The following is a 15,319-nucleotide window of genomic DNA, read 5'->3' as shown; positions in this document are numbered from 1 at the left end:
TATCTATAGGAAATTGAATTTTTTATCTGGCACATCCTGGTTAGATGGCACTAAAAAAGACCAGTTTATGCAACTGATCTTCTCGCTTTTATAAACGTTTTCCTAATTCGTATGCCTGTGCTGGATAATTTGATGCTTCTATATCTTCACGCAAATACATGCCCAATGCATAAACACTGCCAATTTGTGTCCAGTGCAGATATTTCCATATCGCTTCAAAGTGATGCTTCAATGCACCAAAGGTATCATCATCCGTATCCCCACAAGATGCTAAAACAATTACTTTCTTAGGCATTTCTCTAAGTTTGGTATTATTGGCATAGAAACGATCGATAACGGCTTTGATTTGTGTACTCATTCCAAAGTAGTATAATGGTGTCACAAATACGATAATATCTGATTGAAACAACATGGGATTTAATTTCTCCATTCCATCTTTGAATACACATCCATCATTTCCTTTTCGACATGCATCACATGCAATACATGGATGCACCAGTTCCTCTGCTGCATCATATACGTTGATTTCGTGGCCTGCTTCCTTCGCACCTTGCATAAATTTTTCCATCATTAAGGCGGTGGTGCCCATTTTATGAGGGCTGCCATTTATCATTAATATTTTCATAAGTATCACTTACCTTTCTTCTTAATTTTATCATAACATTTTTTAGTTCCTTTACAAGGTATCTCTTTTATTTTCTGAAATAGATTGTTATACTTAAAATTAGAATAGGAGAGATCATGATGAATATAAATATTATAATTGAATATCATCAAGATGGCTGCATGATATTTTTAGAGGATTTTACAGGTGCATTTACAAGAGGGAAATATGTTGCGGAGGCTTTACAAAAAGTAGAAAAAGAACTTAATACTTATCTATTGTGGAGAGATCATCAACAATTAACTGAATCTATCCAAATGAAAAATATTATTGTTACACAAAAAGAAAAAAGTAATGCAAAAGTCTGTGATGGTGACACTGAAATATTATTCCATAAGGAATTAGAACCATTGACATATGCAGAATATGAATATATGAAAGAGCTAGTACTTCGTTCCGCAAAAGATTTTCAAACATTATATGAAAGCATTCCTGACAAAAATTATTATCGTAATCCTATAAGGAAAACATTTTATGGATTAGTCCCAAGAACTGCAAAAGAAATGTATGAACATACAAATGGTGTCACAAATTTTTATTTGAATGGATTGTATTTACAAATTGATGATCAACATGATCTGTATACCAATCGTGTTCTAGCAATGAAACTATTAGATGAAAATTTTAAATCTTACAATGGAATCGTCAAAACAGTTCGTGGTGAAGCATGGACCATATCTAAAATATTAAGAAGATTTATATGGCATGATCGAATCCATGCCAAGGCTTTGTATAAATTAGGTTGTTTGAAATGGGAAAATCAAATAGAAAATCCATTTTTCTTTGAAAATCTATTAAACAGAAAATAAACAATCGCATTATCAGTGCATATTTTTATAGTAAATAAAAGGCACTTCAAATTGTGCCTTTCATTTGATTGATATAACTTTCATAATGTTTAAACTTTCTTTATTTCTGTATCTTCTATGATATTTCCTTTTTCTATATTTGGTTCAATAAAATGTTGTAAAGAATATTCCCAAAGTGTTTGAGAACCATCTGCCGTATTGCTGTTTCTATTTAATATCTGGCTTAAATGCACACCTTTTTCTTTCCAGGACTTGCCATTCGTTGCAGCATTTAACATGGTAGGTTGAATATTATCCATGGTATGTGCAAACTTTGCTTCCGGTGTAGTACCTTCCTCAAATTCATCCCAAAGTGCTCTTAACTTATCTCCTTGATCACTTGGCAATAAACCAAAAATACGATCAGCCGCCATTAATTCACGTTCTCGCTGTGTTTTCTTTGCTTCTTCATCATATGCAAAGGTATCACCTGCATCAATTTCCACTAAGTCATGAATCAATAACATACTGATGGTTTTTAATACATCAATTTTTTCATTTGCATATTCGCTTAATAACAGTGTCATGATTGCCATATGCCATGCATGCTCCGCATCGTTTTCTTTACGTTTTGCGCCAGTCAAATACGTTTGACGACCAATAAATTTTTCTTTATCAATTTCTCTACAAAATGCAAATTGTTTCTCTATTCTTTCTTTATCCATGAGATACACTCCTTTTTACTGTTAGTTTGATTATAGGCGACATTTCCCACATAATCAAGAAGGAATTGTTTATATACTTGATACAGGCACAACTTGTATATCTCTGTTTAAAGGATAGCTTTTTAGTGTATTACATACAATCACTCGATTTTCAATTGGATACATAGAACCCTCTAATTGTTTAAAGCCTTTCACACTTCCCAGATGAAATGATACACCTTGTTTAATTTCTATTAAAGACATTTTCCCTTCATATAGTAATACTAGATCAACTTCATTTTGATTATTATCACGATAGTAATACGCCTGGAATGGTTGCTTATTATTCAAAAATGTTTTTCTTATTTCATTGACCACAAACGTTTCAAAAAAAGCCCCTGATAAATTTGAAATACGTAGAGTTTCAGGATGGTTCATTTTAATCAAAAAAGTTGCTAAACCTGTATCACTAAAATACATCTTACTCGTTCTTACAATTCTTTTTGCGATAGAATGATCATTATATGGCTGTAAAAAATATATAAGTCCTGTAGCCTCCAAGATGGATAACCAATTCTGAATTGTTTTACCACTGATTCCAAGTCTTCTTCCCAAATCAGCAGCATTAACCTGCTGGGATGTCATTGCGGCTAAATATTCAAGAAAATCGTGGAATTTTATTTTATCTTTGACATTGATGAATTCCGTAATATCACGATCCACATAAGTTGAGATATAATTCTCATAATAATCATTGATTACTTTTTCACTTCGATATAATTCAGGATACATCCCCTTGCATATCAATTGAAAGATTTCTTTTACGTCTAAAGGATTATCATTTTGATATAAACATGCCCTATTTTGTGTTGGAATGTAAATTTCTGTTTTTCTTTGCATTATTTCATCTAGCCCTAATGGCTCCATTTGTATAATACTAGCGCGACCTGCTAAAGATTGTGTTACATTTTTCATAAGGTGGAATGCTTGTGAACCTGTTAGTAAAAACATTCCATTTGCTTCGCCTGTTTCTAATCTTTTCATGTTGACGATTTCTTCAATCACTTCAAATAATATTGGAGCATATTGGACCTCGTCAATGATCAATGGAAAATGGAATTGTTATATTTAAAAATAGCATAAAAATCTAGTTATCCGCATAAAAACTGGACTTATCACACTTTATCAAGGTCAAAACCACTCAATTTACTACTAATTTACTACTTATGAATGAGCTTTGATACGACGATTTATCCTTGAAAAGTGAAGATATAAAGATACTTCCAATAAAATTTGAATATTTAATAGGTAGACACTTCAAAAAATGAGGTGTCTATTTTTTTACCCGATTTTGAAAGGAAGTGAACTTATGAAAACAAAAAATCAAGAATCAAAAGGTCGTTCCCCACTCTTTAAGACCATCAAACATTCATTCAGCCAATAAAAAAGAAAGGATAGGTAAAAATATGGAACTTAAATTTGTGATTCCCAACATGGAAAAAACATTCGGCAATTTAGAATTTGCTGGCGAGGATAAAGTCGTTCAGCGAAGAATCAACGGACGGCTAACTGTCTTATCAAGAAGCTATAATCTCTATTCTGATGTTCAAAGAGCAGATGATATTGTGGTGGTGCTTCCTGCTGAAGCTGGCGAAAAACATTTCGGCTTTGAGGAACGTGTGAAGTTAGTCAATCCACGTATTACCGCAGAGGGCTACAAAATCGGCACTCGTGGTTTTACAAATTACCTTTTACATGCTGACGACATGATAAAAGAATAAAGAAAGAGAGGAAAAATGATGAGATTAGCAAATGGCATTGTATTAGATAAAGACACGACTTTTGGAGAATTGAAATTCTCTGCTCTACGTCGTGAAGTGAGAATCCAAAATGAAGACGGGTCGGTTTCAGATGAAATCAAGGAACGTACCTATGACTTAAAATCCAAAGGACAAGGACGCATGATTCAAGTAAGTATTCCTGCCAGCGTGCCTTTGAAAGAGTTTGATTATAACGCACGGGTGGAACTTATCAATCCCATTGCGGACACCGTTGCTACTGCCACCTATCAAGGAGCAGATGTTGACTGGTATATCAAGGCAGACGATATTGTGCTGACAAAGGATTCTAGTTCATTCAAAGCTCAACCACAAGCAAAGAAAGAACCGACACAAGACAAATAGTCGCTAGGTAGAAAGGAGACTTTTTCGCATGAAACAGCGTGGTAAAAGGATTCGCCCATCTGGTAAAGATTTAGTCTTTCATTTTACGATAGCGTCACTCCTGCCTGTTTTCCTGCTGGTTGTCGGACTGTTTCATGTGAAGACAATCCAGCAGATCAACTGGCAGGATTTTAACCTATCACAAGCAGATAAGATTGACATTCCCTATTTAATTATCAGTTTCAGTGTCGCAATTCTTATCTGCTTGCTGGTAGCGTTTGTATTCAAACGGGTTCGCTATGATACGGTTAAACAACTTTACCACCGTCAAAAACTGGCAAAGATGATACTTGAAAACAAGTGGTATGAATCTGAACAGGTCAAAACAGAGGGTTTCTTTAAAGATAGTGCTGGTCGTACAAAGGAAAAGATAACCTACTTCCCTAAAATGTATTATCGACTTAAAAATGGCTTGATACAGATACGGGTGGAAATCACGCTGGGAAAATATCAAGACCAACTCTTACACTTGGAAAAGAAATTAGAGAGTGGCTTGTACTGTGAGCTGACGGATAAAGAGTTAAAGGATTCCTATGTGGAATATACTTTGCTCTATGACACCATAGCCAGTCGTATTTCTATTGATGAAGTAGAAGCTAAAGATGGTAAACTTCGCTTAATGAAAAACGTATGGTGGGAATATGATAAGCTCCCTCATATGTTGATTGCTGGTGGTACAGGTGGCGGTAAAACTTACTTTATACTGACACTGATTGAAGCCTTGCTTCATACAGATTCAAAACTGTATATTCTTGACCCGAAAAATGCTGACCTTGCGGACTTAGGTTCTGTGATGGCAAATGTCTACTATAGAAAAGAAGACTTGCTTTCTTGCATTGAAACATTCTATGAAGAAATGATGAAACGTAGTGAGGAAATGAAGCAGATGAAGAACTATAAGACTGGCAAAAATTATGCTTACTTAGGTCTCCCGGCACACTTCTTAATCTTTGATGAATACGTCGCTTTCATGGAAATGCTGGGAACAAAAGAAAACACCGCAGTTATGAATAAGCTGAAACAGATTGTCATGTTAGGTCGTCAAGCTGGCTTCTTTCTAATACTGGCTTGTCAACGTCCAGACGCAAAATATTTAGGCGACGGAATCCGTGATCAGTTTAATTTCAGAGTGGCTTTAGGTCGTATGTCTGAAATGGGCTATGGCATGATGTTTGGCAGTGACGTACAAAAGGATTTCTTCTTAAAGCGAATCAAAGGTCGTGGCTATGTTGATGTAGGAACAAGTGTCATATCAGAGTTTTATACTCCCCTTGTACCAAAAGGATATGATTTCTTGGAGGAAATTAAAAAGTTATCCAACAGCAGACAGTCCACGCAGGCGACGTGCGAAGCGGAAGTCGCAGGTGTGGACTGATCTTGCTGGCTGGTGTGGCAATAGCCACGCCAGCACTTAACCCCCCGTATCTAACAGGGGGGTACAAATCGACAGGAAACAGTCAAAAAAACATTAGAAAATCCTTTGGTTACAAGGGATTTACAAAATTTCAGCGTATGTCAAATGGGCTTTAAAAGTTGACATACGCCTTTTTGATTGGAGGGATTTTTACTGAATGAACAAACTTGGTTACAGCATTTAAAAGAAAAACGCTTGGCTTATGGACTATCTCAAAACCGTTTAGCTGTTGCGACTGGTATTACAAGGCAGTATCTAAGCGATATTGAAACAGGAAAAGTCAAGCCATCAGAGGATTTACAGCAGTCCCTTTGGGAAGCTCTGGAACGCTTCAATCCCGACGCTCCCCTTGAAATGCTGTTTGATTATGTAAGGATTCGCTTTCCGACAACAGACGTACAGCAGGTGGTCGAAAACATCTTACAACTGAAACTGTCCTATTTTCTTCATGAGGACTATGGTTTCTATTCTTATTCAGAGCATTATGCTTTAGGCGACATATTCGTCCTTTGCTCCCATGAACTGGACAAAGGAGTTCTGGTGGAATTGAAAGGTCGTGGGTGCAGACAATTTGAAAGCTATCTTCTGGCACAACAAAGAAGCTGGTATGAGTTCTTTATGGACGTTTTGGTGGCTGGCGGTGTGATGAAACGCCTTGACCTTGCCATTAACGATAAGACAGGGATTTTGAATATCCCTGTACTCACTGAAAAGTGCCAACAGGAAGAATGTATCTCCGTCTTCCGCAGTTTTAAAAGCTATCGCAGTGGCGAACTGGTACGCAAAGAGGAAAAGGAATGTATGGGAAACACCCTCTATATCGGTTCATTACAAAGTGAAGTTTATTTCTGTATCTATGAAAAGGACTACGAGCAGTACAAGAAAAATGATATTCCCATTGAAGACGCAGAAGTAAAAAACCGTTTTGAGATTCGATTGAAAAATGAGCGTGCCTATTATGCAGTCCGTGATTTACTCGTCTATGACAATCCAGAGCATACCGCCTTTAAAATTATCAATCGGTATATCCGTTTTGTAGATAAAGACGATTCCAAACCTCGTTCTGATTGGAAACTGAATGAAGAATGGGCTTGGTTTATTGGGAACAATCGTGAACGATTAAAACTAACCACAAAACCAGAGCCTTACTCCTTCCAAAGGACGCTGAACTGGCTATCTCATCAAGTTGCCCCGACCTTAAAGGTTGCGATTAAACTTGATGAAATCAACCAGACGCAGGTTGTAAAAGACATTCTCGACCATGCGAAACTGACAGACCGACACAAGCAGATTTTGAAGCAACAGTCAGTAAAAGAACAGGACGTGATAACAACAAAAAAATAACTCAAATACAAATTCATTGAATATAGAGAGGAGAACATTTTTATGAATTTTGGACAAAACCTTTATAACTGGTTTCTATCAAACGCTCAATCACTGGTGCTTTTAGCAATCGTTGTGATTGGCTTGTATCTTGGCTTCAAGCGTGAGTTTAGCAAACTGATTGGCTTTTTAATTATTGCGATTATTGCGGTTGGCTTAGTCTTCAACGCTGCTGGAGTAAAAGACATTTTACTAGAGCTATTCAATCGCATTATTGGTGCTTAAATAAAACCGTTCTTTTGTGGAATATAAGTGGTTTTCTTATGTTCCGCAAAGGAATGGTACACCAAACGAAGTGCGGTAGGGATTTTTGAATCTCTACAAAGAAAGGACGTGAATATATGGACGATATGCAAGTCTATATTGCGAATTTAGGCAAATACAATGAGGGCGAATTGGTCGGTGCGTGGTTTACCTTTCCCATTGACTTTGAGGAAGTCAAAGAGAAAATCGGCTTGAATGATGAATATGAGGAATACGCCATTCATGACTACGAGTTACCCTTTACGGTTGACGAATACACTTCCATTGGCGAACTCAATCGACTATGGGAAATGGTATCGGAATTACCCGAAGAATTACAATCGGAGCTATCTGCTCTGCTCACTCATTTTTCAAGCATTGAAGAACTAAGCGAACATCAAGAGGATATTATCATTCATTCCGATTGTGATGATATGTATGACGTGGCACGCTACTACATTGAAGAAACGGGTGCTTTAGGCGAAGTACCAGCTAGTCTTCAAAACTATATTGATTATCAAGCCTATGGTCGGGATTTAGACCTTTCAGGAACGTTTATCTCAACCAATCATGGGATTTTTGAAATCGTCTATTAAATCTGTCGGTACATTACTACTGGCAGATTTTCTATTTTACGGGGTGGCTCAATCAGCTACCCCTATTTTTTATGAAAGGATTGATTACATGAAGAAAATACGAAGCTATACCAGTATCTGGTCTGTGGAAAAGGTACTGTATTCTATCAATGATTTTAGACTTCCGTTTCCCATAACCTTTACGCAAATGACATGGTTTGTCGTGTCACTCTTTGCAGTGATGATACTTGGCAACTTGCCCCCTCTTTCCATGATAGAGGGAGCATTTCTCAAATACTTTGGGATTCCTGTGGCTTTCACATGGTTTATGTCTACAAAAACTTTTGATGGTAAAAAGCCTTATGGATTTTTGAAGTCTGTCATTGCTTATGCACTGCGACCAAAGCTGACCTATGCAGGAAAAAAAGTAACGCTTGGCAGAAACCAGCCACAAGAAGCCATTACAGCAGTTAGGAGTGAATTTTATGGCATATCCAATTAAATACATTGAAAACAATCTCGTCTGGAATAAAGACGGGGAATGTTATGCTTACTATGAGCTTGTTCCTTACAATTACTCATTTCTAAGTCCAGAACAGAAAATACAAGTGCATGATTCTTTCAGACAGCTTATCGCACAAAATCGTGATGGCAAAATTCATGCTTTACAAATCAGTACAGAATCCAGCATACGTTCTGCACAAGAGCGTTCCAAAAATGAAGTCACTGGCAAGCTCAAAGCGGTTGCCTATGACAAAATCGACCAACAGACAGACGCTTTAATATCCATGATTGGCGAAAATCAAGTGAACTACCGTTTCTTTATCGGCTTTAAGTTGCTTCTCAACGATCAGGAGTTTTCTATGAAAAGTCTTACCGTTGAAGCAAAAAATGCTTTGTCTGATTTTGTCTATGATGTGAACCATAAGCTGATGGGCGATTTTGTTAGTATGAGTAATGATGAAATCCTGCGTTTTCAGAAGATGGAAAAGCTCTTAGAAAATAAAATCTCTCGTCGTTTCAAAATCCGCAGGTTAGATAAGGACGACTTCGGCTATCTGATTGAACACCTTTACGGACAGACAGGCACTGCCTATGAAGAGTATGAGTACCATCTATCAAAGAAAAAGCTGGATAATGAAACGCTGATTAAATACTATGACTTGATTAAGCCTACTCGCTGTTTGGTGGAAGAAAAACAGCGATATTTGAAAATCCAGCAGGAAGATGAAACCGTCTATGTAGCTTACTTTACCATTAACAGCATTGTCGGAGAACTGGACTTCCCGTCCTCTGAAATCTTCTACTACCAGCAACAGCAATTTACATTCCCGATTGATACGTCAATGAATGTGGAAATTGTAGCGAATCGTAAAGCCCTATCTACTGTCCGCAATAAAAAGAAAGAACTGAAAGACTTGGATAACCACGCTTGGCAAAGTGATAATGAAACCAGCTCCAATGTGGCGGAAGCTCTGGAAAGTGTGAATGAGCTGGAAACCAATTTAGACCAAAGCAAGGAATCTATGTACAAGCTGTCTTATGTGGTAAGGGTATCAGCAAATGATCTTGACGAACTCAAACGTCGTTGTAATGAAGTGAAAGATTTTTATGACGATTTAAGCGTAAAACTGGTACGACCATTTGGGGATATGCTCGGCTTACATGAAGAATTTTTACCTGCCAGCAAGCGTTATATGAATGATTATATTCAATACGTGACCTCTGATTTCCTCGCTGGTTTAGGTTTTGGTGCTACTCAAATGCTGGGGGAAAATGAGGGGATTTATGTTGGCTACAGCTTAGATACTGGACGCAATGTCTATCTGAAACCTGCTCTTGCCAGTCAAGGGGTTAAGGGTTCAGTAACCAATGCGTTAGCGTCGGCTTTTGTTGGTTCGCTGGGTGGTGGTAAATCCTTTGCGAATAACCTTATCGTCTATTATGCGGTGCTTTATGGGGCACAAGCAGTGATTGTAGACCCAAAAGCAGAACGTGGCAGATGGAAAGAAACCTTGCCAGAGATTTCCCATGAAATCAATATCGTCACTCTGACTTCTGATGAGAAAAACAAAGGCTTACTTGACCCTTATGTGATTATGAAAAATCCCAAAGATTCTGAATCACTGGCTATTGATATTCTGACATTCCTTACGGGGATTTCCTCTCGTGATGGGGAACGCTTCCCAATCCTTAGAAAAGCCATTCGTGCAGTAACCAATAGTGAAGTACGAGGGTTGATGAAAGTGATTGAGGAATTACGGGTTGAGAATACGCCACTAAGTACCAGTATAGCCGACCATATCGAAAGTTTTACAGACTATGACTTTGCACATTTATTATTCAGTAATGGTTATGTGGAGCAGTCTATCAGCTTAGAAAAACAACTGAACATTATACAGGTTGCGGACTTGGTACTTCCCGACAAGGAAACTTCCTTTGAGGAATATACCACTATGGAGCTTTTATCCGTTGCTATGCTGATTGTCATTAGTACCTTTGCTTTAGACTTTATCCATACAGACCGAAGCATTTTCAAGATTGTAGATTTAGACGAAGCATGGAGCTTTTTACAGGTAGCACAAGGAAAAACACTATCTATGAAGCTGGTTCGGGCTGGTCGTGCTATGAACGCTGGGGTATATTTCGTGACCCAAAATACAGACGACCTCTTAGATGAAAAACTGAAAAATAACCTCGGCTTAAAATTTGCATTTCGTTCCACTGACCTTAACGAGATTAAAAAGACCTTAGCCTTTTTTGGTGTAGACCCAGAGGACGAAAACAATCAGAAGCGATTGCGTGATTTGGAAAACGGGCAATGCCTTATCAGTGATTTATATGGTCGTGTCGGTGTGATACAGTTCCACCCTGTATTTGAAGAACTGCTCCATGCCTTTGATACCAGACCACCTGTGCGAAAAGAGGTGTAAATGTGAAACCATCAATAGTAAACAGAATAAAATCAAACTGGACGCTGAAACGTCTAGGTAAAGTGGCAATGACAGTGGCTTTCACACTTGTGATTGCCATTTTTCTTTTAGCCATGCTGGGAACGGTGGTTCAAGCTGCGGGCTTGGTAGATGATACGGTCAATGTGGCAAATGAATACAGCCGATACCCACTTGAAAACTATCAACTGGATTTTTATGTGGATAATAGCTGGGGCTGGCTTCCGTGGAACTGGTCGGACGGGATTGGAAAACAGGTCATGTATGGACTATATGCCATTACCAATTTTATTTGGACAATCAGTTTGTATGTTTCCAATGCGACAGGTTACTTAGTACAGGAAGCCTATTCCTTAGACTTCATTTCCGCTACAGCAGATTCCATTGGTAAGAATATGCAGACCTTAGCTGGTGTGAGTGCAAACGGATTTTCAACAGAGGGTTTCTATGTTGGATTCCTCTTACTCTTGATTTTGGTTCTTGGGGTTTATGTTGCCTATACGGGACTGATAAAGAGAGAAACCACAAAGGCAATTCATGCCATTATGAATTTTGTGCTGGTGTTTATCCTATCGGCTTCCTTTATTGCCTACGCTCCCGACTACATTAAAAAAATCAATGACTTTTCATCAGACATCAGTAATGCCAGTTTATCACTTGGCACGAAGATTGTCATGCCCCATTCCGATAGTCAAGGCAAGGACAGCGTGGACTTAATCAGAGATAGCCTGTTTTCCATACAGGTTCAGCAACCGTGGCTACTGCTTCAATACAACAGTTCAGACATTGAAAGTATCGGTATTGACCGTGTGGAAAGCCTGCTCTCCACCAGCCCAGATTCCAACAATGGCGAAGACAGAGAAAAAATTGTTGCGGAAGAAATTGAAGACAGAAGCAATACCAATCTAACCATTACAAAGACCATTAACCGTTTAGGTACAGTCTTCTTCCTATTTGTCTTCAATATTGGGATTTCCATATTTGTATTCCTATTAACAGGAATCATGATTTTCTCGCAGGTACTTTTTATCATCTATGCTATGTTTCTGCCTGTGAGCTTTATTTTAAGCATGATTCCATCATTTGATGGTATGTCAAAACGAGCCATAACAAAGCTCTTTAATACCATTTTGACACGAGCTGGAATCACATTGATTATTACGACAGCATTTAGTATTTCAACCATGCTCTATACCTTATCGGCTGGTTATCCGTTCTTTTTGATTGCTTTTCTACAGATTGTGACCTTTGCAGGAATCTACTTCAAGCTGGGCGATTTAATGAGTATGTTTTCTCTACAGAGTAACGATTCTCAAAGTGTGGGAAGTCGTGTGATGAGAAAACCTCGTATGCTTATGCACGCTCACATGCACCGTCTACAGCGGAAACTTGGACGTTCCATGACTACTCTAGGGGCTGGGTCTGCCATTGTTACAGGTAAAAAAGGACAGTCGGGTTCGGGGAGTTCTGCAAGGACACAAGCAGATCACTCCCGACCAGACGGAAAGGAAAAATCAACACTTGGAAAACGTATCGGTCAAACCATCGGTACAGTAGCTGATACCAAAGACAGAATGGTAGACACTGCTAGTGGTTTGAAAGAACAGGTTAAAGATTTGCCGACCAATGCAAGATATGCAGTATATCAAGGAAAATCCAAAGTAAAAGAGAATGTCCGTGATTTAACCAGTAGTATTTCTCAAACCAAAGCGGACAGAGCCAGTGGACGCAAGGAACAGCAGGAACAAAGGCGAAAAACCATTGCGAAGCGTCGCTCTGAAATGGAACAGGTCAAACAGAAAAAACAGCCTGCTTCTTCTGTTCATGAAAGACCGACTACAAGACAAGAACAATATCATGATGAACAGACCTCAAAACAGTCTAATATTCAGACTTCATATAAGGAATCTCAACAAGCCAAACAAGAGCGTCCAGCAGTTAAGTCCGATTTTTCAAGTCCAAAAGTGGAACGCCAAGGCAATACCGTTCAAGAAAAAACCGTTCAAAAGCCAGCAACTTCAACCACTACAGCAGATAGAACTTCACAACGTCCAATCACAAAAGAACGTCCGTCTACTGTTCAAAGAGTACCACTACAAAATACAAGAAGTAGACCACCAATCAAAACCGCCACCATTAAGAAAGTCGGTAAGAAACCATGAAGTTGAAAACTTTAGTGATTGGTGGTTCTGGATTATTCTTGATGGTCTTCTCACTGCTTCTGTTTGTTGCCATTTTATTTTCAGATGAACAGGACAGCGGAATTTCCAATATTCATTATGGAGGTGTGAATGTTTCCGCAGAAGTGCTGGCTCATAAGCCTATGGTAGAAAAATATGCCAAAGAATATGGCGTTGAAGAATATGTCAACATACTTCTTGCGATTATACAGGTGGAATCGGGCGGTACTGCGGAAGATGTTATGCAGTCCTCGGAATCCCTCGGTCTTCCACCTAATTCATTGAGTACAGAAGAATCCATTAAGCAAGGTGTGAAGTATTTCAGTGAATTATTAGCCAGTAGCGAAAGGCTCAGTGTAGATTTAGAATCGGTTATCCAGTCCTACAATTATGGTGGTGGTTTCTTAGGGTATGTGGCTAATCGTGGAAATAAATATACCTTTGAACTGGCTCAAAGTTTCTCAAAAGAGTATTCAGGTGGCGAAAAAGTGTCTTACCCCAATCCCATAGCCATACCTATCAATGGGGGCTGGCGATACAACTATGGCAATATGTTTTATGTGCAACTGGTAACGCAGTATCTTGTCACAACAGAGTTTGATGATGATACGGTACAAGCCATCATGGACGAAGCACTGAAATATGAGGGCTGGCGATACGTTTACGGTGGAGCTTCCCCGACTACTTCTTTTGATTGTAGCGGACTGACACAATGGACGTATGGAAAAGCTGGAATTAACTTACCACGAACCGCACAACAGCAATATGATGTGACCCAGCATATCCCACTATCGGAAGCACAAGCTGGCGATTTGGTTTTCTTTCATTCTACCTATAACGCTGGCTCTTATATTACTCATGTTGGGATATACCTTGGCAATAACCGTATGTTTCATGCAGGCGACCCAATCGGTTATGCCGACTTAACAAGCCCCTACTGGCAACAGCATTTAGTGGGAGCAGGACGAATCAAACAATGAGAAAGGAAGATTTAATGATGAAATTTAGAAAAAATCAGAATAAAGAAAAACAGATACCAAAGGAAAAGAAACCTCGTGTCTATAAGGTCAATCCTCATAAAAAGGTTGTGATTGCCTTGTGGGTACTTTTAGGGCTTAGTTTCAGCTTTGCGATATTCAAGCACTTTACAGCTATAGATACTCATACTATTCACGAAACAACTATCATAGAAAAGGAATACGTTGATACTCATCATGTAGAAAATTTTGTAGAGAACTTTGCGAAAGTCTACTATTCATGGGAGCAATCCGATAAGTCCATTGATAATCGAATGGAAAGTCTAAAAGGCTATCTGACAGATGAACTTCAAGCTCTCAATGTTGATACAGTACGCAAAGATATTCCTGTATCGTCTTCTGTAAGAGGATTTCAGATATGGACGGTAGAGCCAACTGGCGACAATGAGTTTAATGTAACCTACAGTGTAGACCAGCTCATTACAGAGGGAGAAAATACAAAGACCGTCCACTCTGCTTATATAGTGAGTGTCTATGTAGATGGTTCTGGAAATATGGTACTGGTTAAGAATCCGACCATTACCAACATACCTAAGAAATCAAGTTATAAACCAAAAGCCATTGAAAGTGAGGGGACGGTTGATTCCATTACAACCAATGAAATCAATGAGTTTTTAACGACGTTCTTCAAGCTCTATCCTACAGCGACAGCCAGTGAACTTTCCTACTATGTGAATGACGGGATATTAAAACCAATCGGAAAAGAGTACATCTTTCAAGAACTGGTAAATCCTATTCACAATCGTAAGGATAATCAAGTCACGGTATCGCTGACAGTGGAGTATATCGACCAGCAGACCAAAGCAACGCAGGTATCTCAATTTGATTTGGTACTTGAAAAGAACGGGAGTAATTGGAAGATTATAGAATAACAAATATTGGTACATTATTACAGCTATTTTGTAATCACGTACTCTCTTTGATAAAAAATTGGAGATTCCTTTACAAATATGCTCTTACGTGCTATTATTTAAGTATCTATTTAAAAGGAGTTAATAAATATGCGGCAAGGTATTCTTAAATAAACTGTCAATTTGATAGTGGGAACAAATAATTGGATGTCCTTTTTTAGGAGGGCTTAGTTTTTTGTACCCAGTTTAAGAATACCTTTATCATGTGATTCTAAAGTATCCGGAGAATATCTGTATGCTTTTATGC

General features: G+C 38.4%; 16 protein-coding genes. 13 read left to right on the top strand and 3 right to left on the bottom strand.

Annotated elements, in window-relative coordinates; all coding sequences use genetic code 11:
- Nucleotides 1–88 precede the first annotated feature (88 nt).
- Nucleotides 89–625, bottom strand: coding sequence for a flavodoxin family protein (locus DW761_RS06490; protein ID WP_117516923.1), 537 nt, complete (start codon nt 623–625; stop codon nt 89–91).
- Nucleotides 626–741: 116 nt separating this feature from the next.
- Between DW761_RS06490 and DW761_RS06485 the strand changes: the two genes are divergently transcribed.
- Nucleotides 742–1,473 (top strand): hypothetical protein, encoded by a 732-nt coding sequence (locus DW761_RS06485; protein WP_147323311.1) that lies wholly within the window; start codon nt 742–744, stop codon nt 1,471–1,473.
- Nucleotides 1,474–1,562: 89 nt separating this feature from the next.
- Here DW761_RS06485 and DW761_RS06480 read toward each other — a convergent pair whose 3' ends face one another.
- Together DW761_RS06480 and DW761_RS06475 are read right to left on the bottom strand one after the other, a co-directional pair.
- Nucleotides 1,563–2,177, bottom strand: a complete 615-nt coding sequence (locus DW761_RS06480; RefSeq protein WP_117516919.1) for an HD domain-containing protein — start codon at nt 2,175–2,177, stop codon at nt 1,563–1,565.
- A 69-nt stretch (nt 2,178–2,246) separates the two neighbouring features.
- Nucleotides 2,247–3,263: an ATP-binding protein gene (locus DW761_RS06475; RefSeq protein ID WP_255412373.1), complete on the bottom strand. Its 1,017-nt coding sequence runs from the start codon at nt 3,261–3,263 to the stop codon at nt 2,247–2,249.
- A gap of 359 nt (nt 3,264–3,622) precedes the next feature.
- On the opposite strand from DW761_RS06475, the gene DW761_RS06465 reads away from it, so the two are divergent.
- From DW761_RS06465 to DW761_RS06410, 12 genes are all read left to right on the top strand, one after another.
- Nucleotides 3,623–3,937 carry a YdcP family protein gene (locus tag DW761_RS06465; protein ID WP_000420682.1) on the top strand — a complete coding sequence of 105 codons (315 nt, stop codon included), beginning with the start codon at nt 3,623–3,625 and terminating at the stop codon, nt 3,935–3,937.
- A gap of 15 nt (nt 3,938–3,952) precedes the next feature.
- The gene (locus DW761_RS06460) at nt 3,953–4,339 is read left to right on the top strand and encodes a YdcP family protein (RefSeq protein WP_000985015.1); all 387 of its coding nucleotides are present in this window, start codon (nt 3,953–3,955) and stop codon (nt 4,337–4,339) included.
- A 28-nt stretch (nt 4,340–4,367) separates the two neighbouring features.
- Nucleotides 4,368–5,753 carry an FtsK/SpoIIIE domain-containing protein gene (locus DW761_RS06455; protein ID WP_000813488.1) on the top strand — a complete coding sequence of 462 codons (1,386 nt, stop codon included), beginning with the start codon at nt 4,368–4,370 and terminating at the stop codon, nt 5,751–5,753.
- 2 nt (nt 5,754–5,755) lie between these two features.
- Nucleotides 5,756–5,908, top strand: coding sequence for a hypothetical protein (locus DW761_RS06450; protein WP_000879507.1), 153 nt, complete (start codon nt 5,756–5,758; stop codon nt 5,906–5,908).
- 22 nt (nt 5,909–5,930) lie between these two features.
- A complete protein-coding gene (mobT, locus tag DW761_RS06445) occupies nt 5,931–7,136 on the top strand; it encodes a MobT family relaxase (RefSeq protein ID WP_000398284.1) in 1,206 nt (401 codons plus the stop codon).
- Between the two features lie 42 nt (nt 7,137–7,178).
- Nucleotides 7,179–7,400 carry a hypothetical protein gene (locus tag DW761_RS06440; protein ID WP_001009056.1) on the top strand — a complete coding sequence of 74 codons (222 nt, stop codon included), beginning with the start codon at nt 7,179–7,181 and terminating at the stop codon, nt 7,398–7,400.
- Between the two features lie 116 nt (nt 7,401–7,516).
- A complete protein-coding gene (locus DW761_RS06435; RefSeq protein ID WP_000342539.1) occupies nt 7,517–8,014 on the top strand; it encodes an antirestriction protein ArdA in 498 nt (165 codons plus the stop codon).
- Between the two features lie 88 nt (nt 8,015–8,102).
- Nucleotides 8,103–8,495: a conjugal transfer protein gene (locus DW761_RS06430; protein ID WP_000723888.1), complete on the top strand. Its 393-nt coding sequence runs from the start codon at nt 8,103–8,105 to the stop codon at nt 8,493–8,495.
- Entirely contained in the window at nt 8,479–10,926 is a 2,448-nt protein-coding gene (locus tag DW761_RS06425; protein ID WP_000331160.1) for an ATP-binding protein, read from the top strand. Before DW761_RS06430 ends, DW761_RS06425 begins: the two co-directional genes overlap by 17 nt.
- A 2-nt stretch (nt 10,927–10,928) precedes the next feature.
- Nucleotides 10,929–13,106 carry a CD3337/EF1877 family mobilome membrane protein gene (locus DW761_RS06420; protein WP_000804748.1) on the top strand — a complete coding sequence of 726 codons (2,178 nt, stop codon included), beginning with the start codon at nt 10,929–10,931 and terminating at the stop codon, nt 13,104–13,106.
- Nucleotides 13,103–14,104, top strand: coding sequence for a lysozyme family protein (locus DW761_RS06415; protein WP_000769868.1), 1,002 nt, complete (start codon nt 13,103–13,105; stop codon nt 14,102–14,104). Before DW761_RS06420 ends, DW761_RS06415 begins: the two co-directional genes overlap by 4 nt.
- Nucleotides 14,101–15,033 (top strand): conjugal transfer protein, encoded by a 933-nt coding sequence (locus tag DW761_RS06410; RefSeq protein ID WP_001224318.1) that lies wholly within the window; start codon nt 14,101–14,103, stop codon nt 15,031–15,033. Before DW761_RS06415 ends, DW761_RS06410 begins: the two co-directional genes overlap by 4 nt.
- Nucleotides 15,034–15,319: the final 286 nt, after the last annotated feature.

The sequence above is a fragment of the Absiella sp. AM29-15 genome, from assembly GCF_003434225.1.
Taxonomy (GTDB): Bacteria; Bacillota_I; Bacilli_A; order Erysipelotrichales; family Erysipelotrichaceae; genus Hoskinsella; species Hoskinsella hominis.
This window is presented reverse-complemented; position numbering and strand designations above follow the sequence as displayed.